General features: G+C 64.7%; 19 protein-coding genes. 13 read left to right on the plus strand and 6 right to left on the minus strand.

Translation table 11 applies throughout. From position 1 onward, the window contains the following. Position 1 precedes the first annotated feature (1 nt). The 5 genes from ACLL97_RS13665 to ACLL97_RS13685 are packed head-to-tail and all read left to right on the plus strand — an operon-like array spanning position 2 to position 7,556. Positions 2–1,078, plus strand: a complete 1,077-nt coding sequence (locus ACLL97_RS13665) for a hypothetical protein (protein ID WP_411281030.1) — start codon at positions 2–4, stop codon at positions 1,076–1,078. Beyond that, entirely contained in the window at positions 1,075–1,542 is a 468-nt protein-coding gene (locus ACLL97_RS13670) for a hypothetical protein (protein WP_411281031.1), read from the plus strand. Before ACLL97_RS13665 ends, ACLL97_RS13670 begins: the two co-directional genes overlap by 4 nt. After that, positions 1,539–4,277 (plus strand): Ig-like domain-containing protein, encoded by a 2,739-nt coding sequence (locus ACLL97_RS13675; RefSeq protein ID WP_411281032.1) that lies wholly within the window; start codon positions 1,539–1,541, stop codon positions 4,275–4,277. The genes ACLL97_RS13670 and ACLL97_RS13675 overlap by 4 nt, the downstream gene beginning before the upstream one ends. Further along, a complete protein-coding gene (locus ACLL97_RS13680; RefSeq protein WP_411281033.1) occupies positions 4,277–5,329 on the plus strand; it encodes a glycosyltransferase in 1,053 nt (350 codons plus the stop codon). The genes ACLL97_RS13675 and ACLL97_RS13680 overlap by 1 nt, the downstream gene beginning before the upstream one ends. Beyond that, the gene (locus tag ACLL97_RS13685) at positions 5,310–7,556 is read left to right on the plus strand and encodes a hypothetical protein (protein ID WP_411281034.1); all 2,247 of its coding nucleotides are present in this window, start codon (positions 5,310–5,312) and stop codon (positions 7,554–7,556) included. Before ACLL97_RS13680 ends, ACLL97_RS13685 begins: the two co-directional genes overlap by 20 nt. A gap of 22 nt (positions 7,557–7,578) precedes the next feature. On the opposite strand, the gene ACLL97_RS13690 is transcribed toward ACLL97_RS13685, so the two are convergent. Beyond that, on the minus strand, positions 7,579–8,988 hold the full coding sequence (locus tag ACLL97_RS13690; protein WP_411281035.1) for a Na+/H+ antiporter NhaC family protein: 1,410 nt from the start codon (positions 8,986–8,988) through the stop codon (positions 7,579–7,581). Between the two features lie 38 nt (positions 8,989–9,026). On the opposite strand from ACLL97_RS13690, the gene ACLL97_RS13695 reads away from it, so the two are divergent. After that, positions 9,027–9,413, plus strand: a complete 387-nt coding sequence (locus tag ACLL97_RS13695) for a TIGR04076 family protein (RefSeq protein WP_411281036.1) — start codon at positions 9,027–9,029, stop codon at positions 9,411–9,413. Positions 9,414–9,420: 7 nt separating this feature from the next. Continuing rightward, complete coding sequence (locus ACLL97_RS13700) at positions 9,421–10,485, plus strand: aldo/keto reductase (protein ID WP_411281037.1); 1,065 nt, start codon at positions 9,421–9,423, stop codon at positions 10,483–10,485. A 66-nt stretch (positions 10,486–10,551) separates the two neighbouring features. Here ACLL97_RS13700 and glgC read toward each other — a convergent pair whose 3' ends face one another. Beyond that, entirely contained in the window at positions 10,552–11,817 is a 1,266-nt protein-coding gene (gene glgC, locus ACLL97_RS13705; RefSeq protein WP_411281038.1) for a glucose-1-phosphate adenylyltransferase, read from the minus strand. 109 nt (positions 11,818–11,926) lie between these two features. Here glgC and ACLL97_RS13710 point away from each other — a divergent pair, with 109 nt between their 5' ends. Genes ACLL97_RS13710 through ACLL97_RS13725 form a run of 4 tightly spaced genes read left to right on the plus strand, consistent with a single transcriptional unit; the run spans position 11,927 to position 15,928 of the window. Then, positions 11,927–13,366, plus strand: coding sequence for a glycogen synthase (locus tag ACLL97_RS13710; RefSeq protein WP_411281039.1), 1,440 nt, complete (start codon positions 11,927–11,929; stop codon positions 13,364–13,366). A 47-nt stretch (positions 13,367–13,413) separates the two neighbouring features. Continuing rightward, positions 13,414–14,289: a DUF1028 domain-containing protein gene (locus tag ACLL97_RS13715; protein WP_411281040.1), complete on the plus strand. Its 876-nt coding sequence runs from the start codon at positions 13,414–13,416 to the stop codon at positions 14,287–14,289. Next, entirely contained in the window at positions 14,286–14,930 is a 645-nt protein-coding gene (locus ACLL97_RS13720) for a YbhB/YbcL family Raf kinase inhibitor-like protein (protein WP_411281041.1), read from the plus strand. Before ACLL97_RS13715 ends, ACLL97_RS13720 begins: the two co-directional genes overlap by 4 nt. 8 nt (positions 14,931–14,938) lie before the next feature. Next, positions 14,939–15,928, plus strand: coding sequence for a threonine/serine dehydratase (locus tag ACLL97_RS13725; protein ID WP_411281042.1), 990 nt, complete (start codon positions 14,939–14,941; stop codon positions 15,926–15,928). Positions 15,929–15,935: 7 nt separating this feature from the next. Here ACLL97_RS13725 and ACLL97_RS13730 read toward each other — a convergent pair whose 3' ends face one another. Beyond that, positions 15,936–16,580, minus strand: a complete 645-nt coding sequence (locus ACLL97_RS13730) for an OmpW/AlkL family protein (RefSeq protein ID WP_411281043.1) — start codon at positions 16,578–16,580, stop codon at positions 15,936–15,938. Positions 16,581–16,729: 149 nt separating this feature from the next. Here ACLL97_RS13730 and ACLL97_RS13735 point away from each other — a divergent pair, with 149 nt between their 5' ends. Next, positions 16,730–18,043, plus strand: coding sequence for an MFS transporter (locus ACLL97_RS13735; protein WP_411281044.1), 1,314 nt, complete (start codon positions 16,730–16,732; stop codon positions 18,041–18,043). Between the two features lie 176 nt (positions 18,044–18,219). Here the strand turns inward: ACLL97_RS13735 and rocD are convergent, their stop codons facing one another. Beyond that, positions 18,220–19,428 carry an ornithine--oxo-acid transaminase gene (gene rocD, locus ACLL97_RS13740; RefSeq protein WP_411281045.1) on the minus strand — a complete coding sequence of 403 codons (1,209 nt, stop codon included), beginning with the start codon at positions 19,426–19,428 and terminating at the stop codon, positions 18,220–18,222. Between the two features lie 32 nt (positions 19,429–19,460). Then, entirely contained in the window at positions 19,461–20,411 is a 951-nt protein-coding gene (gene rocF / locus ACLL97_RS13745; RefSeq protein WP_411281046.1) for an arginase, read from the minus strand. Positions 20,412–20,506: 95 nt separating this feature from the next. On the opposite strand from rocF, the gene ACLL97_RS13750 reads away from it, so the two are divergent. Then, positions 20,507–20,956, plus strand: a complete 450-nt coding sequence (locus ACLL97_RS13750) for an Lrp/AsnC family transcriptional regulator (RefSeq protein ID WP_411281047.1) — start codon at positions 20,507–20,509, stop codon at positions 20,954–20,956. Between the two features lie 22 nt (positions 20,957–20,978). Here the strand turns inward: ACLL97_RS13750 and ACLL97_RS13755 are convergent, their stop codons facing one another. Beyond that, the gene (locus ACLL97_RS13755) at positions 20,979–22,049 is read right to left on the minus strand and encodes a dienelactone hydrolase family protein (RefSeq protein ID WP_411281048.1); all 1,071 of its coding nucleotides are present in this window, start codon (positions 22,047–22,049) and stop codon (positions 20,979–20,981) included. Positions 22,050–22,216: the final 167 nt, after the last annotated feature.

The raw sequence follows: 22,216 nt of genomic DNA on the forward strand, positions 1-22,216 counted from the left end.
CATGTCTCTTCGCACGCAGACGTCGCGGCGACCGCTCGTGCGGGTACTGCTGGCGGCCACGTTCACGTGTGTCGTCGGCTCCGTGGCGGCATCCGCATCGGCGCAGGCGCAGGCCGGCAAGTATTACGAGCAGATGTATCTGCCGGGCGCGCACAGCTTTGCTTTCAATAAGACGTATCCGCGCGCCAGCTACCTGTTCAACGCGTTCGACTACGGTCACGCCATCATGTACGAGCGGATGTGGCGCTCGCCAATGACCGCGGCCCGTGATCTCGACGGGCGTGAATACGATTTGCTCACGAAATCACTGCTGGAAAAACCACCGCACGTGCCGCTCGATGAAGCAGCCGTCGGACCGTCATGGGCGCTGCTGGCACCGGAAACGCTGGCGATGTTCAGCTGGGCGCACATGCTGCACCGACAGCTGTACGACGTGCTCGTGCACGATGCGGGCAAGCCGGCCGAACGCGACGCTCACGTGGCCGACCTGGTGCGCTACTACAAAACGCGTCCGGCGCTGGCGTTCAGTTCCCATCCGAAGGACATGAACCTGATGGAAGGGCAGTCGTATTCGCTCGCCTTCCGCAAGCAGAACCCGAAGTTCAACGGCCTCGTCTGGTCGTATCACTGGATTCAGATGACGCTGTACGACGCGATGCTGGCGTCCGATGCGAAAGCCGACATGGACGTGAACGTGAACGCTGTGGTTGACCGCTTTTACGAGATGACGCGTGGTGGATTCGCCAAGCTGCCTACGGTGATGCCGATGTCGCCGGCGATCGCGCCCGATTTTTCGACGCGCTATCCCGAAGCGGCGATCATTTTTGACAATCTGCATTCGCTGCACGATGTCGTGTCGGACATTCTGGCCAATGCGAATGTCCCGCGGGACAAGAAGCGCGCCACGATTCTCGAAGCGTCGGCGAAGTACCGGGATTCCACGTCCAGCGTGACCACCGTCGAGGAGTGGGTGTCGATGGGACACGCGATGGGACTGACGCAGCAGGGTGGCCCGGCGCCGTTACCGCGTCGCCCGGCCCCGAAGGCTGCGGCACCGCACAAACATCCAGGCTCATGACGCTTCACTCGATTATCCGACAGCTCTCCACGCTCGTCGTCGCCGGTGTCCTCGCCGCCTGCGGCGGCCCCGCCCCGACCGACGGAGATCCCAATCTCCCGGCCCAGTCGGCCAACGGGTACTGGGTTGGGATCGAGCAAGCCGGAGCACTGCACCTTCATATCGTGTTCGTGCAGACCGGCACCGCGCTCTCACTGCAGCCCAGCTGCGTGGCGGATCGCTGTGCGCTGTATCCGTTCAATGCGACCGGCCTCACCTTCGTCGGCAGCGATTTACCCGTCGTGTTGACCGCCGTGACCGGCTCGTTCACCAATCCGACGATCACGTTCAGCTTCACGCTCAGCAACAATCGCCGGTTCACATTCACCGGTCGAATGGCAGACGACAAGTTGATGACTGGCAAAATAAGCGGGCCGACCTTGCCGGAGACCACGATTACGTTCGAGAAGAGAAGCACGACGTGATCGCCCCCGTTCGATCCGCCCGGCGATGGATGCTGGTCGGTGCGGTGGCGTTGCTGGCCTGTGACGGCGGAGACTCTACCGGGCCCAGCGCGATGTCCGCACCCACCGGCGTCACAGTAACACTCACCTCGCTGACGTCGGTGCGAGTGGATTGGACGCCGAATCCCGCCCGCGAGTCGGTGCAGCGATATTCGGTGCGCCGCAATGGCCTGCCGGTCGGCAATGTCACCGTGCCGACCTACACCGATTTCGGACTCGCCGAGCTTCAGACCTACACCTATACGGTCGTCGCGATCGGCAGCGGCTCGGCCGAGTCGGCACCGTCAACCGTATCCGCGCAGTCTACGTTCACGCTGCCCGATCTCACGGGCCCGACGATCGCGGGCTCGGTACCCACGGCCAACGCGACCAACGTCGCCATCACCGCGCCGATCACCGTGACGGCCAGCGAGCCGCTCGATCCGGCGTCGGTAACGAACGAGAACGTGGTGTTGCGCGCTGCGGGAGCATCCGCGAACGTGCCCGGCGTCGTGGCCTATACCGCCGGCGCCTCGTCGTTCACCTTCACGCCCTCGATCCCGCTCACACCGAGCACGGTGTACACGTTCGACGTGGCCACTGCGTTGCGTGATCGCGCCGCCAACCGACTGCTCGCGGCGTATCGGGTGTCGTTTACCACCGCCGCGCCGATCGATGCGACGGCGCCGAGCGTTATTGCGTTTTCGCCAGTCGCCGGTGCGGTTGATGTCTCCGTCAGGACCGCTGTTTCGGCGACGTTCAGCGAGGCGATGAACGCCGCAACTGTCACCGCCTCGTCGATCACGCTGGCGCCGGCCGCGGGCGGTGCCGCAGTCGCTGCGACGGTGTCGTATGCGGTGGGTTCGCGCACCGCGACGCTGACCCCGACGGCGCCACTGGCGGCGTCCACCTCGTACACCGTGCGTGTGACTACTGCGGCAACCGATCTCGCCGGCAATGGACTGGCTGCGCTGTCCACGTCGCAGTTCGTCACGTCCGCCCCGGTCGACGAATCGTCACCGACGGTGACGGCGGTGACGCCGGCCAATGAGGCGGTGAGCGTACCGCTGGCTGCCTCCGTCACGGTCACGTTCAGTGAAGCGATGAATGCGTCCACGATCACCGGCACGACGGTTGCCCTGGCCCGGGCGCCAGGCGCCGTGGTCGTGTCCGCTGTGGTCGTGTACTCGGCGGCCACCAACCGCGCCACGTTGACGCCGTCCACTCCGCTGACGCTCGGCGCGACCTACTCGGTGACGGTGACGACGGGCGTGCGCGATTTATCGGGCAATCCGCTGGCGGCGCCGTTCGTGTCGACGTTCACGACGATCGCGGCTGATGTCGTGCCGCCGACGGTGAGCAGCACGTTTCCGTCGAGCGGTGCGGCGAATGTCAATCCGACGGCCACGCTAACGGCCACCTTCAGTGAAACGATGCAGGCGGCATCGTTGAATGGCGCGGCGTTCGTGGTCCGTACCACCACGGGCGGGACCGCCGTGGCGGGCACGGTGAGCTACAGCGCCACCACGCGTACGCTGTCGTTCGTGCCGTCCGCGCGACTGGCCGGTAACACCGGGTACACCGCGACCATTACCACGGCCGCCCAAGATTCCGCCGGCAACGCACTCGCTGCGCCGCGTGTGTTCACGTTCACCACGGCCGTCACCACCGACGACACCCCACCGCGCGTGGCCAGCTCCGTACCGGCCGAGAATGCGGCGGCAGTCGACATTACCACTGCGATCGCCGTGCGCTTCGATGAGGCAATGGATGCCGCGACGCTGACCTCCGGCGCCCTGATTCTCAAGGTCGCCAACACCGTGGAGTCGCTGAGTGGAAACAGCACGTATGACTCCGGCTCCAACACGCTGACCTTCCGGCCGACCGTGCCGCTCGAGTACGTCACCACGTACACGGTCGTGGTGGGCGGTGGCGCGCGCGATCTGGCCGGCAATCGTGTCGCACCGACGTCGTTCAACTTCCAGACGCGGCCGGCGCCAGCGCGGGTCGAAGCCTTCGTGCCGATGGATCGCTCCAGCGACCACGACGTCAGCGCGCCGGTGTCGGTCACATTCAGCTTGCCGATGATCGCCAGCACGGTCAATACGAGCACGTTCTTCCTGCGCAGTCGCAATACGGCGCTGCTCGTGCCGGGAAGCGTTTCGTACAACTCCGCCACGCGTACGGCCACGTTCACACCATCTGCTGCGTTGGCCACCAACAGCGGCTACGTGGCTACCCTGACGACCGGGATAACCGACGTGAACGGTCAGACGTTGCAGTCGGAAGTGCAATCGTGTTTCACGCCGAGACCGGGTACAACCACCGCGGTGTCGATGAGCGGCTTCTGGTCGGGTGAGTCGGCCTGCACGGATGTGCACTGGCATGTGCGATTGGTGCAAAGCGGCAGTACGCTCTCCCTCGATACGGCCGGCTGCGACGCTCCCTCCAATGCTGGACGCTGCCAACTCTCCGCGCTCAACACGGAAGGGGTGCTTGCGCTGGGCGGACAGAGCATTGTGCGCATCGCCTCGGCCACGGGAGGCGTATCCGGTAACGCGGTGACTTTCACCCTCACTGGTGTGAATGGACTCACCTTCACGTTCACCGGTGCGTTTACCAACGCTAACGGATCGCCGAACTCGTGGATCATCGGCAGCATCGGTGGCGCCACGCTTCGGTCGGTCGGTATCACGTTCGAGAAGCAGTCGCCGTAGTGCCGCTGCCGTTTTTGTCCGTTGTCGTACCAGCGTACCGCTGCGCGCCGTACCTGCGTCAGTGTCTGCTGGGGCTCAGCGCGAGCGACCTGCCGCGCGCGGATTGGGAGCTGATCGTGGTGGACGACGGCAGCTCAGATGGCACTGCAGACGTCGCGCGCGGAGTGGCCGATCAGGTGCTGCGCGTGTCCGACGGGCCGCGTGGCCCGGCGCACGCCCGCAATCTGGGAGCCCGCGCGGCCAGGGGCACGGTGCTGGTGTTCATCGATGCCGACGTGGTCGTGGCACCGACCACGTTGCGCGGCTTCGCGACACACTTCGCCGATGATCCAACACTGGGTGCGGCGTTCGGCGCCTACGACGATGCACCATTCGAACCGGACTTCCTCTCGCAATATCGCAACCTGCTGCATCGGTACGTGCATACGCTGCACCCCGGCAACGCCGACACCTTCTGGGCCGGTTGCGGTGCGGTCCGACGTGAGACGTTTCTGGCCATTGGCGGCTTCGATGCGGCGCGCTATCCGCGGCCGCAGATCGAAGACATCGAGCTGGGTTATCGCTTGCGGGAGTATGGTGCGCGCATCCTGCTCGATCCGGATTTGCAGGGCAAGCACTTGAAACGCTGGACGTTCGGCAACATGGCGCGCACGGATCTGCGCGAGCGCGCCATTCCCTGGATGCATCTTATTCTCCGGCGCGGGGAAGCGATGCAGCGCGGACCGCTCAATCTGCGCGTGCGCGAGAAGCTATACACTGTGTTCACGGCGCTGTCGGTGGCGGCCGGGCTGGGCGCGCTGGTGCTCTCCAACAACGCCCTGGCGTACATCGCCGCGTTTTGCGTCGTGGTGGTGTTGCTCGGGAATGCCGCATTGTTGTTGTGGTTCGGGGCGCGTCGTGGTTTCTTTTTCGCCCTCGGTGTGGCCCCGCTGCGATTGCTGTATTACGCCGAGAGCGGACTCGGCGCCGCCTGGGCGATCGCCACTCACCAGCGGCACGTTGGCGCGGTTGGTCTCCCTCCGCTCGCGGCGCATGAGCAAACGGCGTCGTAGCGCGGCTCCCGGGTCCGGCAAAGCGGACATCGCATCGGAGCCGAGTGGTGAGGGAAAGGGATCGGCGAGTCGCCCGGTGAATTGGGAGCGCGTGCTGCTGACGCTGCTCGCGCTCGTGCCGTTGCTGATCATGGCCTGGCAGCTGCTTCCCGAGGTCACGACGCCGGTGCCCGCCAGCAACGATCTCGCGCTGCACTGGCAGATGGTGCAGGGGGCAAGTCGCGAGCTCGCACACTGGCGGAATCCACTCGACTTCTGGATGCCGCAGATCGAGCTCGGGTATCCGCAGTTCCTGTACTATCAGAATCTGCCGCATCTCCTGGTGGCTGGTGTCCATCGACTGCTGTTCGGGATCGTGGAGCTGCGCACGGTGTTCGACGGAGCGCGCTACCTGCTGCTGGTCGGCTTACCGCTCACCGTGTATTGGTCCATGCGTCGCATGGAGTTTTCGATGCGGGCGGCGGCGATCAGTGCGGCGGCGACGACACTGTTTGCCAATCGCGACGGCTACGGACTCGAGTACGACGGCCAGCTGTGGATTGGCCGTGGTCTCTTCACACAGCTGTGGGCCGAGCACCTGTCGCTGATCGCGATGGCCGGTCTGTATCGCCTCATGCGCACCGGCCGTGGATACGCCGGCACCATCGTGGCGCTCGCAGCGCTGGCGCTCTCGCACTTCATCTGGTCGTACATGCTGGCGATGACCGGCGTGATGCTGTGCGTGTTGCTTTCTAGGCGCGACACGTGGAAGGCGAACGCGCTGCGTCTCGGCATGGTGGGTGGGCTCGCCATCGCGATCTCGGCGTACATGCTGGTGCCGTTCGCCATGAGCTCGGGCTCCTATCTGGCAATGTTTCCCGGCATCAACACGCCCGGTTTCGACGGCAGCCGTTCGCTACTGAGCGCGCTGCAGCGTCTGGTGATCGACGAAGAGCGTTGGCCCATATTGACGCTCCTCGCGTTCACAGGCGGTATGGCCGCGCTGCTCACGCGGACGCGCGCTGCCCGCTTGGCACTGGTGGGCACCGTGGTGTGGCTGCTGCTGTACCAATTCCGCCCCACGGAAGTGAACTGGTTGGGTCGGCTCTTCCGATACGACGGACATCTCGTGTACCGGTTTATCGGGATCGCCGACGTGTTCACGCTGATGCTGGTCGGTGTGGGTGGTGAGTGGATCTGGCGCGCCATCGTCGATCGTCGTATCGGTCGCGTAGACGAACGCGCCGCGTCGGCGTCAACCGCGCCTGCTCGGTTGGGGGCATTGCTGGCGGCCACCGCGCTGATGCTGCTCATCATGGCACCGGCGTGGCGCGACCGTGCGGCGTTGTTCGGGCGCAATGGTCGCGCCATTACCGCCACTCGCGCGGCGCTGGCTGCTGATCCGGATCTGACCACTGTGCTCGATACGATCGCGGCACAGCCTGGCGGGCGGGCCTACATGGGTCTCGCCAATAACGGCGGGAAGCAGTGGCGTATTGGTCCGCTTATTCGCGCCTACGATGTGCTGAAAGATCGCGGGCAGCCCGCCGTAGCCCCGCTCTTCCAGGGGTTGTCGCTGAATGCCGATGTGGTGGTGAGCTTCCGCGATCGCGATCCGGCGCAGTACGACCTGCTCGACGTGCGCTATGTGGCCCTGCCCAGCGGCGCCCCGGTAGATCGCTTCATGACGCCGCTTGCACGCACGCCACGCTACACGGTGTATCGCGTGGCCACCACCGGCATCGCCACCTACGGCGCGGTCGTGGAGCGTCGGGCGGCCGGCTCGCAGCTCGAGCTGCTGCGCGGTGTCGAGGCCTGGTCGAAGAGCGCAGGGCCGGCGGGCAAGCAGTTCATCCGCTGGGATTTTCGTGAGCCGAGCGGCCCGTCGGTGCCTACCGGCGGATGTCCCGGCGGCGGCCGCACGGTGTCGGAGCGCGCCGAAGCCGGCCTGATCGACCTCGTGGTTGAATGCCAATCGCCGTCGTCGTTGATTCTCAAGACCACCTATCACCCGAACTGGCGCGTGACGGTAGACGGCACGCCGGTGCCCACCTACATGGTGTCGCCGGTGTATATCGGGTTCGATCTCCCCGCCGGGCAACACACCATCGCTGCGCGCTACACCATGGCCACCGCCAAGTGGCTGTTGCTGGGCATGGGGCTCGTGGCGCTGGCCGGCGTGCTGCTGGTACGCGACCGACTCGACGCGCTGCCGCGCCGCCTGCTTACGTCCGCGCCGTCCGTGTAGCCTTGGTGTTCACGCAATCGCCTCAGCGCTTTCTCCCGTATCCGGTCGTGACCGCCACGAGCACCGTCGCGACCAGCGCCCAGGCGTAGGTGTTGTAAAGGCCCACCGTGCCGGCGGCGAGGGTGGGCATCCCGAAGGCTTCGCCGCTACGACTCGCGCTGGCCGTCAGAATCGTGGGCAAGAAATACGGCAGCAGGAAAGGCCACGTGCACACCGTGAGATCGAGCAGATTGGCGCGACGATAGCCGTCGATGCCGAACCGCTCACCGGTTTGCCGTGCAAACTCACCGACCGCCAGAATCGCCACCACACTATGCGTGGTAAGCAACACCGCCGCCGATACCACACCCACCATCCACCCCTCGGCCGCCCGAGCCGAGTGCGCCCGCTGCTCCGAGGCGCTCACTAAACGGTCCAGTACATCGGTGGCCTGCAGCGTGCCCACCAATGCCACCAGCAGCAGGGTGAACACACTCACGCCGATCGCGCGTTGCATGCCGTCTACCAGCACGCCAGTGGCGCCGAAGGTTCCGGGAGCGACGTGCAACAGATCAAACGGTGTCACGAGCTGAAAGGCGAGGGCGATGCCGACTGAGGTGGCCACGCCGGTCAGCAAGGCCGTAATGAGATGCGTGCGCCGCAACAGCAGGCCAATCACCAGCGCGGGCGAAACGAGCAGCAGCAGACCCTTGGGTGACGCCGGCACCGTTTGAGCCGCGCCCGATAGCGTGGCACTCACAGGATCGACGATCGCGCCGCCGCCCAACAGCGCCGACGCCACCAGTGCCACCAGGCCCGCTGGTATCGCATAGCGCAACCGACTGCGCACCGTGCCGCCGATATCCACGTGCTGCGTGCCACTCGACGCGATCGTGGTATCCGATACGGGCGACATCGAGTCGCCGAACGTGGCGCCGGCGAGCACCGCACCCATGAGGGCCGCCGGCATCGCCCCTGCTGCACCGCCGGCCGGATACAGAATGGGTCCGCACAACAGGATGGTGCCGAAGCTCGTACCCGTCGCCGTCGATACGATGGCTGTCGTCAGAAACGCCGCCGCTACGTAGGCGCTGCCGTTCAGCCCCAACGCCCGCGAGAGCCACGCCAGCCCCGTTACCAGACCGCCTGCACTCAGTACCGCGCCCATCACGCCCGCGAACAGCCACGCGCACAACATCACCATGACCACGCGTTGACTCATGCCGTCGAGCATCGCCTCCGCATAGCGCTCGCGGTCCTTCGCCAGCAACAGACCGAGGGTGAGCGCGCCCAGCAGAATAGGCCAAAAGCCCTTTTCATCGGGGGCGCCGTTCAGTGCGAGCCACGCCACGCCAGCGAGAAACGCCGCGAACGGCGCCAGCGCTCCGGCCAGTCCGCCCACGAACGTAAGCGGGACGGGCAAGGGGTAGGGCGACGGCGCTGGGGTAGGCATATGGCAAGACAAGGTCGTGTGGCGCTATCGTTCGCGCTATGTCTGAGACCAATCGGGTAACCAATCGGGACACCGCGCGCGACGACGCGTTCACGCTGTTCGATCTGCGGGTTGACGTGATCGCCACCGACCGCCCCATGGTCTGTAACCATCAGGCAGGCGACTATTTCACGCTGCGCGGCGAGAACCTCGAGTTCCCCGACGGCCAGACGTTCCCGCTGTATCCACTGGCGGCTCTTTTGCCGCTGCTTCCCGCCAAGCAGCGCCCTACGCATCCCAATGACTGGATGACGACCGACGCCGAGATTGCCTGTCCCGATCCCCACTGCGGCGGCCGGTTTCGCATTACGCGCATCGGCACGACCACGTTTCGTCATGCCGAGGTGACGTTGGTACCGCTGCCTGCGTCGCCGGGTGCATCATGAGCGCATCGTGAGCGCCCTCGATCACACGTCGGTGCCCACGCGCCAACTGGCGCCGGGATACGTCGTACCCCGTCTCATCAAGGGCGGGTGGCAGCTGGCCGGTGGACACGGCACAGTGAGCCGCGCGCAGGCTATCGCTGACATGGTGGCGTTTGCCGAGGCCGGGATCACGGCGTTCGACTGTGCCGACATTTATACCGGCGTCGAAGAGCTTATAGGAGAATTCCTCCGAGAATGGTACGGGCGGCACGGCGCCGCCGCGCCGACGATTCGCGTGCACACCAAGTGCGTGCCCGATCGTGACGCGCTCCCCAACCTCACTCGCGCCGACATCGAGCGATTGATCGATCGCTCACTCACGCGGCTGGGTGTCGAGGCGCTCGACCTGGTACAGTTCCACTGGTGGAATTTCGACGTGCCGGGGTGGCTCGAGGCCGCCATACATCTCGCGGAGCTCAAGCGCGCTGGCAAGATCCGACAACTTGGTGTCACCAACTTCGACACGCCGCGCCTGCGAGCCCTGCTCGACGCGGGCATCCCCATTGTGTCGCATCAGGTACAGTGTTCGCTCCTCGACCGTCGCGCACTGGGCGACATGGCCACGTTGTGCGTCGAACGTGGCGTAGGGCTGCTCACCTACGGCGCCTTGGCTGGTGGCTTCTTTCACGAGCAGTGGCTCGGCGCGCCCGAACCCCAGTCGCCGCTGGAGAATCGCTCGCTGGTGAAGTACCGCCTCATCATCGACGAGTTTGGCGGCTGGGCCGCATTCCAGCAGCTGCTGCACACCATGCGCCGCATCGCTGACGCGCATGGCACAACCATTGGTGCGGTCGCGCTCCGCGCGGTGGTGGATGAGCCGGCGGTGACGTCGGTGATCGTTGGAGCGCGTCACGCCCAGCACCTTCCGGCCACGCTGGCCTCGCTGTCGGTGGAGTTCACAGCTGCCGAGCGGGAAGCGCTGAAGTCGTTGATGGCAGCGGCGCCGGGTCCTCGAGGCGATGTGTACCACCTCGAGCGGGACGCGACCGGCGTGCACGCCGGGATCATGCGCTACAATCTCAATACCGCGTGAGCTGGGTGGGTCGACGCCCTTCGGACAGACGTGGCACGTCGATATTCGGCGAACCCGTCAGCTTCGCTATTCCGGGAGCCGGTCGATCATGGGCTGCGTAATCAATACGCGGCCCTTGTCCGTTCTCCGGAACCGCGCCGCATCCTTCTCGGGGTCTTCACCCACCACGAGCCCGGCGGGAATGATCACCCCGCGATCGATGACCACATCACGCAGTCGCGCACCACGGCCGATTTCCACGTAGGGTTGCACCACCGCGCCGTTGAGATGCGCAAAGGAATGCACTTTCACGCCGGTAAAAAGCAGCGACTTCTCGACGTGTGAACCGGACACGATGCAGCCGCCCGCCACCAGTGAATTGATAGCGGCGCCGCGACGATGCGTATCGTTGTGCACGAATTTGGCCGGCGCGGTGATCTCACTGTAGGTCCAGATCGGCCAGGTGTGATCGTACAGGTCGAGCGACGGCACTACGCTGGTGAGATCGATGTTCGCTTCCCAGTACGCGTCGATCGTGCCGACGTCGCGCCAGTAGGCTTCCACTTCGCGATCGGCCTTTACACACGACGTCCCGAAACGGTGCGCGACGGCTTTGCCGTGCTCGACGACGTACGGAATGATGTCCTTGCCGAAATCACGAGTCGAACTCGGGTCGGCGGCATCGCGGCGCAGCAGCTCGAACAGAAACGTGGTTTTGAACACGTAGATGCCCATGCTGGCGAGCGCCCTCGCCGGATTGCCAGGAATACCGGGCGGGTCGTCCGGCTTCTCGAGGAAGTGCACAATGCGGTCATCTGCATCCACGTGCATCACGCCGAATCCCGACGCGTCTTTACGGTCCACTTCGAGCACGCCGACGGTGACATCGGCATTCTGCGCCACGTGCTGCTCCAGCATCAGCTCGTAGTCCATCTTGTAGATATGATCACCGGCCAGAATCACCATGTACTCCGGGCGATACGTCTCGATGATATCCATGTTCTGATACACGGCGTCGGCGGTGCCGTCGTACCACTGCGTTTCGCTCACACGCTGGCTGGCCGGCAGAATATCGAAGCTTTCGTTGCGCTCGGGGCGCAGAAAGTTCCAGCCCCGCTGTAGGTGACGAATGAGACTGTGCGCTTTGTACTGCGTGGCCACGCCGATGCGACGAATGCCTGAGTTCAAGGCGTTGGACAGCGCGAAGTCGACAATGCGCGTCTTGCCGCCGAAATAGACGGCCGGTTTGGCCCTTCGGTCGGTCAACTCATACAACCGGGATCCACGGCCTCCGGCCAGCACGTACGCCATAGCGGTACGGGCAATCGTGCCGGGTCGGGTCGTTGACGTCATATCGGGGTTACTCGCAATCGGGAAGGAAATCGCCGTCTCCTCATTCTGTGTCGCGGGTTCAGCTCACGGAAGGGTGTCCCCACGCGATACGCGTCTGCATTTTGCAACGATGAACGTCCTCTTTGCGGCCGCTGAAGTCGCACCACTGATCAAGACGGGCGGATTGGCCGATGTGGCCGGCGCTCTCCCGGCCGCGCTGCGGCGCGCCGGACACGACGTACGGGTGGTGATGCCGTACTTTCGGGAGCTGCGCGAGCGGGGCCTTCCCGTGGAAGGGCCGATCGCCGCCTCATTCCTGACCGTCGGCGAGCGGCAGGAAGAGGTGCGCATCTGGCGACTCGCCGAGGGTGATACACCGGTGTATCTGCTCGATATTCCGGCCGCTTTCGAACGCAAAGCCATTTATGGTGAAGGGGACGACGATCGCCGCTTCATTCTCTTCGCGCGGGGCGTGCTGGCGCTCATGCAGCATCTGCGCGAAGTGGAGCGGTGGCAGACTGAGGTGGTGCACAGTCACGACTGGCATGCCGCCCTGATCGCGAACTATCTGAAGACGTACTACGCCTACACCTTCGGGCAGGTGGCCACCGTGTTCACGATCCACAACCTCGCCTATCAGGGGCAGCGCAGCACCAGAACACTGGCGCTGGCCGGACTCACCGAAGGTGGATTGCCGGAAGACAGCATGGGCCCCGGTATCTCGGGCACGTTCAACTTCATGGCGCGCGGTATCCTGTTCAACGACGTCGTCACCACCGTCAGCCCCACGTACGCGCAGGAGATCATGACCACCGAGTACGGCGAGCGGCTCGACGGATTGCTGCGCGCCAAGCGCGATCGGGTGGTCGGTATTCTCAACGGCATCGACCGGGATATTTTCGACCCCGCGACCGATGGGCATCTCGCCGCACGGTTCGATGTGGATGACCGCTCGGGCAAGGTGGCGTGCAAGGCCGCGCTGCAAGCAGAGTTCGGTCTCCCGGTGGCGCCCGATCGTCCGCTGCTGGGTATCGTGTCCCGTCTCGTGGAGCAGAAGGGGCTCGATCTGCTCAATCTGGCCATACCGTGGTTGCTGCAGCGCACCGATGCGCAGCTGGTGGTACTGGGCTCGGGCAACGCGCATCTGCAGTTCGTGATGCAACAACATGCGCGAGCACATCCGCTTCGCATCGCCGTGCGCATCGGCTTTGATGCGGCGCTGGCACAGCGCATCTACGCCGGCAGTGATGCGTTTCTCATGCCCTCGCGGTTCGAACCGTGCGGACTGGGCCAAATGATCGCGTTGCGCTACGGCAGTGTGCCGATCGTGCGCGCCACTGGTGGTCTCAACGATACCGTCCGCGAAGGGTACGACGGTAACGGTTTCCGGTTTCATCCGTACGACGCGCCTCATTTCACCAATGCCATCGGGCGGGCGCTGCAGGTGTATCGCGACCGTGAGAGCTGGGCGCTACTTCAAGCGCGCGGCATGCGTGAGGACAATTCGTGGGATCACGCGGCGCAGCAGTATGCGGGCGCGTACGAGTGGGCCGTGCGGCTGGTGCGCTGACTGGCAGTCCCTTGCCAAGCGGGCCGTTCGGGGCGCACGTTTGCGGCATGCTCACATCTCACTTGCGCCGAACGCTCCGCCGTGCGCTCCGCTCCGCGGTCGCCCTCGTCGCGCTTTCAATCACCCTGCCACGTGCGGCCCACGCCACCTGGTCGGTGATCGCCGTCGACGCCGCCACCGGTCGCGTGGTTATCGCGTCGGCCACCTGCGTCAACAACAACGACGCCTTCCTTATGGGTATTCAGGCCGTCGTGGTGCCCGGCAGGGGCGTTGCCGCCTGTCAGGCCGGTGTGGATGGCACACACGCGAATCAGATGCTCGTGTACCGTGAGTTGGCCAAGGGCACCGACCCAACGCGCATTATCGAGATGCTCTCCGAAGATCCGGCCTTCCAGTCTCGGCAGTTCGGTATTCTCGACCTCACCGGCCGCAGCGCTGGACACTCGGGTCTCACCAACGGCTACGTAAGCCAAGACATTCAGGGACGCGTACCGGGCACACAGATCTACTACTCGATTCAGGGCAACATCCTGCGTCCGGGCGAAGTAATTCCAAACGCGGTGAAGGCGTTTCTGCATACCAAGGGCGCGCTCACCGATCGCGTCATGGCGGCGCTCGAAACCGCCGACCAGTACGGTGGAGACAGTCGTTGTGTCTGTCCGCCACTTCCCGCTGACGGTTCGGTCCCGGCGAGTCCCTGTGAAGGGCGTACGTCGTATATCGCCTACATCCTGATGGCGAACCAGAACGACACCAACGGCGACTCGCACAACAACGGCACCTACGCCATGTATCTCACGGTCACCCAGCCGGATCAAGGCGGACCGAACGCCATCAAGGCCGGTGAGAACCTGAATCCGGTAAAAACGCTGCGCTCGCGCTACGACGCGTGGCGGAAGCGTATGCCGAAGTCGTTCTCATGAGCACCGCGATGACAACGGTTCAGAAGTGCGTGCGGCTCGTGGTCGCAGCGGTGGCCCTGTGTTCGGCGACTGACCTGATGGCGCAAGCGCGCCCCGCCACGCCAGCGGCACCACAGCCGACCCGTGCCCCCGCCCGCGCCGCGATGCGGGTGATGACGCTGACCTCGAGCGCGTTCACCGATGGCAGCATGATGCCGGCCCGCTTCGCGCAAACCGGACGCGATCTGTCGCCGGCGTTGAGTTGGAGCGGCGCGCCGGACTCTACGCGCAGTTTCGTGCTGCTGGTGCACGATGCCGACGCCGCGATCGGCGACGGCACCGATGACCTGCTGCACTGGATGGTGTGGAATATCCCGGGCAGTGCTACCTCACTTCCCGAGGGCGTGCCGCAGGGGGCGCAGGCCTCGAACGGTATGCGACAGATCAGCGGCAGCGGTCCGTACTATCGTGGCCCGGCCGCACCCGCCACCGGTCCGGCGCATCACTACCTGTTCGAGCTCTATGCCCTCGACGCCATGGTGAACGTGGCACCGATCGGAATGTCGCCGCCACTCACGCGCCGCGAAGTCATGGCCGCGATGGCGTCGCACATTCGTGGCAAGGGCGTGCTGGTGGGCTTGTATCGCCGGTCGGCGCCGTGAGTGCAGTCGTGAACGTCGACTTTCCGACCATCGAGGCGATCCGCGCTAACCGTGACCGGCTGGGTGATCGCGTGATCACCACGTCCGTGCGCTTGCTGGTCGACGACGCGCTGGCACGCGCGGTGGGTGACGGCACGCGCGTGTGGATCAAGGAGGAACTCTTTCAGCGCACCGGCAGCTTCAAACCACGCGGCGCGCTGTCGGTGATGCTCGATCTCGACGCCGCCGCTCTGGCGCGCGGTGTCGTTGGCGTATCGGCGGGTAATCATGCCATATCGCTCGGCTACTCGGCGCGCGTGCTCGGCACCTCTGCTACGGTGGTGATGCCAAAAACCGCGAATGCATTTCGCGTGCAGGTGTGTCGTGAGCTCGGCGCGACGGTCGAATTGGTGGAGAACGTGCACGCCGCCTTCGCCCGCGTAAAAGAGATCGAAGCGAGCGAAGGGCGCACGTTTGTGCATCCGTACGAAGGACCGAAAACAGCGCTCGGCACCGCCGGCGTAGGCATGGAGTTCATTGATCAGGTACGCGCAGCGGGCCACGAGCTCGACGCGGTCATTGTCGCTGCCGGCGGTGGAGGACTGACCGGAGGGGTAGCCTGCGCGGTCAAGCAAATGAGCCCGAGCACGGCGGTCTATGTTGTGGAACCCGAAGGGGCCGACACCATGTACCGCAGCTTCGCCGCCGGATCGCCGCAGTCCATCGACGCGGTGCGCACGATTGCCGACTCGCTCGGCGCACCGCGCTGCGAGCCCTATTCGTACGCGCTCAATAAGCAGTTCGTCAACGAGGTCGTGCTGGTGAACGACGATCAGATTCGCGAAGCCATGCGGCTCACGTTTCGTGTGGCGAAGCTCGCCGTCGAACCGGCCGGTGCCGCCTCGCTGGCGGCGCTGATGTACCCGCTACGCCAACGCCTGGAGGGGAAGCGCGTTGGCCTCGTGGTGTGTGGCGCGAATATCGACGCGGCCACGTTTGCGAAACAGCTACTTGGCTAGCGATCGATTAGAGACGGAAGCCCAAGCCGACGCTGGCCAACCACGGATGGATGCGGACGGCGGAGATCGTCGACGCACCGAGCGTCACGTCTGAACTCAACAGCGCCTTCTTCACATCGACGTTGAGGAACACGCGCGGTGCGACCTTGATGTCGGCGCCGATCTGACCCGCCATTCCCATTGAGCTCGACTCGAGGTCGAGCGTGCCCACGCCCGGCACGGCGAGCTTCACGTCGGAGATGAACGTGATGTTCAGGCCCACCCCGACGTACGGACGCACGGTGCCTTCGGGAAGGAAGTGGTACTGCGCCAGTAGCGTAGGCGGCAGATGCTTGAACGTGCCGATCTTCGTACCGCTCAACTTCACGTCATGCTGCTGCGGATACGTGAGCACCAACTCCGCGGCGATGTGCTTTGTGAAAAAGTAGGAGATGTCGAACTCGGGGAACACCTTGTCGGTTACGGTGATCGCGTTGTCCGGCACACCAAGCGACACGATTGCATCGGAGCCGTTGTTGGCGGTCAGCGACAGCGCCCGCACGCGCACCAGCCAGCGACCTTCCGGTGCCGTTTGCGCCGCCAGTGGACTGGTGAACGGTGCCGCGCATGCCAAGAGAGCGCCAAGGATCAACGACGAGCGATATGTCCGCATCAGAAGCTCCTGAAAGTGAGGAATGGTGGTTCGCGATGGTTACCGTGGAAGGAGACGCCGGACTATCAGGGTTTTGCCGTACGTGCGTACGGGGGCGCCCCTACGTGTCGCCCTGACGGGTCGCGGTACCGGCGCGTAGCTTCGTGACCATGTCCGCCTCTTCTGCCAGCTCCACTGCGACACCCGTCACCGACACCGGCCTGATGGGCTGGTGGCGCATCGCGCCGCCGCAGCCTCGCCGCGCCCTCATTGCCGCTTCCATGGGCTGGGCGCTCGATGCCTTCGACGTGATGCTCTTCTCGCTCACACTCTCGGCGGTGATCGCTGAGTTGGGGCTCACAAAGGTCCAAGCCGGCGCGCTCGGTTCGATCACGCTGCTGGGTGCCGCCGCTGGCGGTCTGTTCTTCGGGTGGGTGGCCGACCGCTACGGACGCACGCGCTCGATGATCGCCAGCGTGCTGCTGTACTCCGTGTTCACCGCTGCCTGCGGTCTATCAAATACCTTCTGGCAGTTTGCCATTTTTCGCGGGCTGCTGGGGCTCGGCATGGGCGGCGAGTGGGCCAGCGGCGCCGCACTGGTGTCGGAGAGTTGGCCCGCCAAGTCACGCGGCCGCGCATTGGCGTTCATGCAGAGCGCGTGGGCCATCGGCTTCGCGGCGGCGGCCATCGTGGTGGGCGTTGTGCTGCCGGCTTACGGGTGGCGCGCGGTGTTTTTCATCGGGATCCTGCCGGCGTTCTTCACGCTCTGGGTGCGTCGCAGCGTGGAAGAGCCCGACGCGTGGAAGGCGCTGAACGCGGCGCGACTCGAGGCCGAGCGATCGGGTGCCGCCAAGCTGCCCAATGCACCGCGTGCGCATTCGGTGTTCGACATCTTCCGCGGCGCGATGCTCAAGCGCACCGCGGCCGTCACGTTCATGAACGCCTGCACGTTGTTTGGTTGGTGGGGCATGAACGGCTGGATCCCCGCGTACCTCTCGCTTCCCACGACGCAGGGTGGCATCGGCCTCAGCACCGCCACGATGTCGAAACTGGTGGTGTTCATGCAGCTCGGCATGTGGCTGGGCTACGTGTCGTTCGGGTACATCACCGATGTCATGAGCCGCAAAAAGGTGTACGTGGTATACCTGCTTGGCGCGAGCATGCTGCTACCGCTGTACGGCTCGTTGTCCAATCCGCTGCTACTGCTGTTGCTTGGCCCGTTCGTGGCATTCTTCGGCACGGGTTTCTACAGCGGATTCGGTGCGCTGACGGCCGAGATGTATCCCACGCAGATCCGCGCGTCGGCGCAGGGCTTTACGTACAACATCGGCCGCATTGCCAGTGCCACGGCACCATTTACCGTGGGCTCACTGGCCGCGTCGCGCGGCTTTCAAACGGCGTTCGCGGTGGCGGGATCGGCGTACCTGCTGGCGGCGCTCACGTGGTCGGTGATCCCGAATACGCAGGGGAAGGAGCTGGAGTAGCACGATGATCGAGCTTGCCGGCCGCACTTCTTCTATCAGATCGAAGAACGGAAAAGCAACGACTGGAACACGGATCCCACGGTTTTGCGGAAACGCACGGATAAGCAGAAAGCGTTCTTTGCTTATCGGTGCCCTTCTGCGTAATCCGTGGTTTCGGTGGTCTTGCAGTCGTGACGTCAGTTCGCGAAAACGCTCTGCAACTGCTCCACCGCCCACGCCAAATCCTCGCGACTCACCACCAACGGTGGCGACAACCGAATCACAGTGTCGTGTGTTTCCTTGCACAGCATGCCGTGGGCCTTCAACGCTTCGCAGTACGGGCGCGCGTGCTCGTGCAGTTCAATTGCGATCATCAAGCCGCGTCCGCGCACCGCTTTGATGGCGGGGTGACGCAGCGTGCGCACCTGCTCCAGAAGCCACGCGCCCTGTTCGGCGGAACGCTCCACGAGATGTTCATCCTGCAGCACGCGCAGCGCCGTGCGCGCGACTGCGCAGCCGAGTGGATTGCCGCCGAAGGTGCTGCCATGCGAGCCGGGGCCGAACACCCCGAGTACGTCGCGTCGTGACACCACCGCCGACACGGGATAGAAGCCGCCGGAGAGCGCCTTGCCGAGCACGTACATGTCGGGCTTCACGCCGTCGTGATCGCAGGCGAACATGGTGCCGGTGCGACCCAGTGCCGTCTGGATTTCATCGGCAATCAGCAGCACGCGCTGTTCGGTGCACAGCGCCGAGAGTTCGCGCAGGAATCCGTCGGGCGGCATGAGCACACCGGCCTCGCACTGAATCGGTTCGACGAGCACGGCACAGGTATGCGCCGTCATCGCCGCGCGTACGGCCGCGATATCGCCGAATGGCACCAACACGAAGCCCGGGGCGAATGGTCCGAACTGGGCCTTGTATGACGGCTCCGACGAAAAGCCCACAATCGTAGTGGTGCGTCCGTGAAAGTTGTTGTCGAAGGCAATGATCGTGGCCTGCCCGTTTGGAATGCCTTTCTCGCGATAGCCCCATCGGCGCGCGGCTTTGATGGCCGTTTCCACCGCTTCGGCACCGGTGTTCATGGGGAGCACCATCTCCATGCCGCACAGCTGCGCCAGCTCCTCGCAGAAGGGTCCCAGCTGATCGTTGCGGAAGGCGCGCGACGTGAGCGTTACGCGCGATGCCTGCTGCACGAGCGTGGCAAGAATGCGTGGATGGCAATGCCCCTGATTCACCGCCGAGTAGGAGCTGAGGCAATCGAGGTAGCGTTTGCCTTCCACATCGGTTACCCAAGCACCTTCGGCGTGATCGATCACCAGATCGAGCGGGTGGTAGTTGTGGGCTCCCCATGCCTCTTCGCGGGCGATCAGTTCGTCGGTGGCCGTCATCGTAGTCGGTGTCATGGCATCCTCCTGAGTTCTTTCCAGCGCGGTGATCAGAGAATCCGGCGGCCGAAGGCGCTCGCAATCAGCTCGGCGCACAGTTCGGCGGTCTGGTTCTGTCGGTCGAGAATCGGGTTGATCTCCACCAAGTCCATTGCCACCATGGCGCCGGAGTCGTGCACGATTTCCATCGCGAGATGGGCTTCGCGCAACGTGGCGCCGCCACGCACCGGTGTACCCACTCCCGGTGCTTCGGCAGGGTCGACCCAGTCGGCGTCGCACGACAGATGCACGCCGCCGGTGCCGGTGGTGGCGATGCTCATCGCTTCGTCCATCACGGCGCGTAGTCCGCGCTCGTCGATGTCGCGCATGGTGTACGCATGCAGGCCGAGCTCCCGAATCATGGCCCGTTCAGCGTCGTCGAGATCACGCAGCCCCACGTACACGAGATGCTCCGGACTCACCGCCGGAATCGCCGTGGAGAGCTGGCGCAATCGGCGATTCCCGAATCCCAACAGGTGGGCCACCGGCATGCCGTGCACGTTGCCGCTCAGGCTCGACTGCGGCGTGTTCAGATCGGCGTGCGCGTCGAGCCAGATCAGCCCCGTGCGCTCACCGCGTTCGGCGAGGGCGGTGGCAGTGCCAGCCACCGAACCGGCCGCCAGCGAGTGGTCGCCGCCCAGCACCAGCGGACGAATGCCGGTGCGTACGGCGTTGGCGGTGCGTTCGGCGACATCGATGCACACCTCGGTGATTGCATCGAGCACGGCTCGCGGTTCATTCCCGAGTGACGTGCGATCGGGCACCGCCACGTTGCCGACGTCGTGCACGGTGAGTCCGAGTCGTTCGAGTTGCGCCGCGAGACTGGACAGGCGCATCGCCGACGGGCCCATGTCCACGCCGCGACGGCTGGCGCCCAAGTCCATGGGGACGCCGATCAGCTGGACGGTGCCGGTCCACGGTTTGACGGCGGCACGGACGGGGGAGAGGAAGGTCGCGATCATGGATGGAAGCTGCCGCGAGTCGACGACAGCAACAAGCTCAACGAATTACCATATTTGTGTCATAAAATGACAAAATGTAGGGTATATTTAGCAATATGCTCAATTCTATCGATTCTCAAGACCTCCGGCTGATTGGGCTGCTGCGGGAAAACGCTCGCATGTCAGTGGCGCAATTGGCCAAGCAACTCGGCGTGTCGCGCGGCACGGTGCAGAACCGGATTGACCGTCTCATCGCCGACAATGTGTTATTGGGCTTCACGGTGCGTACCACGCCGGAAGCGGCGGCGCATCGCGTGCGGGCCATCATGTCGATCGCGGTGGAAGGCGATCGGGTGGAAGGGGATCGCTCCGACGCGATCCTGCGCACGCTGCGTGGCTATCCGGAGGTGCAGGCGTTGTACACGACCAACGGCCGGTGGGATATCGTGGCCGAAATCGGTACGGACAGTCTCGAAAAATTCGACGAAGTGCTCCGTAGGATTCGGAGCATCAAAGGTGTCGCCAATTCGGAAACCAGCCTCCTGCTGTCGACGCAAAAACTGTGACGTCGACAGCCGGACGCCGTGCCTACTTCACGCCCAAGTTCTTCCTGAGGAAGGCGATCGTCTTGGGCCAGCCGTCTTTCGTGGCGGCGAGATTGGCCGCTTCTTCGGCCACGTCGCGCGTGGCCTTTGGGTCATCCTGAGCGCGGAGGAAGCCGTGGGTGGCGCCCTCGTAGTTGGTGCCGACGTACTTCTTCTTGTTCGCCTGCATGATCGACTCGAGCGACGGCATCAGTGCGGCAATGCGGGCGTCCTTCGATCCGTTCAACAACATCACGGGCTGCTTGATCTTCTTGATCGAGTCGGTATTGATGCCGGCCGGGACAGCGGCCGTGGTGGCCGTGGCCGGCGAGCCGCCGGACGTGTACGGCAACCCGTAAAACGCCACGCCGCCGGAGAAGCCTTTCAGCCCGCGATTGGTCGCGTGCATGAAAACGGTTTGTCCGCCCCAGCAGTAGCCGATCACGGCGTACTTCTGTTTCGCGCTGGGCAGCATCATCGCGTAGTTCGCGGCCGCGTTGATCACGCGATTGCGGTCGGCGGCGTTCACGCCCGCGATCAGCTTGCGCGCGGAATCGGAGGGCAGTTCGACACTGCTCGGACCACCGCGCACCTTGGAGAGAAAGTCGGGCGCGATGGCGATGAAGCCGTCGGCCGCGACCTGATCGGCTACACCGCGCACCCAGGTGGAGAGGCCGAAGATCTCATGGACGACGACCACGACGGGTGCTTTGGCGCGGGCGTTTGGGCTGGTGGGGTACACCACCCACGCCATGATCGAGTCGGCCGAGCCCGCTTCCCACGCAATTTTCACCCATTCGGCGTGGCGCGGGCTCGCCTTGAGGCGCGCGGGAGCGGAATTGTTGCTGGCGGGTAGGCCAATGACGCCCTGCTGCGCGCCTGACGAGCGCCGGGAGGGCATCGAGAGGTCGGCGGCGTTCATGTGAGCAATGTGATCATCGGCCATCGCCGACGACGCCAGCGCGCCCGACGCCAGCGCGCTCGAGGTGCTGGACGACGAACGTTGCAGGGTGCAGCCGGCAGCGATCGCGATGGTGGGCAGGGCCACGGCGATCAAGGAAATTCGACGAGACATCGATGGGTCCTGGCAAAGGTGGGAACGGCCCAGAAGAATCTCAGCGTGGAGAGACCGGGGCGCCAGCGCCGAGCGGCTAACGCCGAGCGGCTAACGCCGAGCGGCTAACGCCGAGCGGCTAACGCCGAGCGGCTAACGCCGAGCGGCTAACGCCGAGCGGCTAACGC

It is taken from the genome of Gemmatimonas sp., assembly GCF_046594945.1.
Taxonomy (GTDB): Bacteria; Gemmatimonadota; Gemmatimonadetes; order Gemmatimonadales; family Gemmatimonadaceae; genus Gemmatimonas.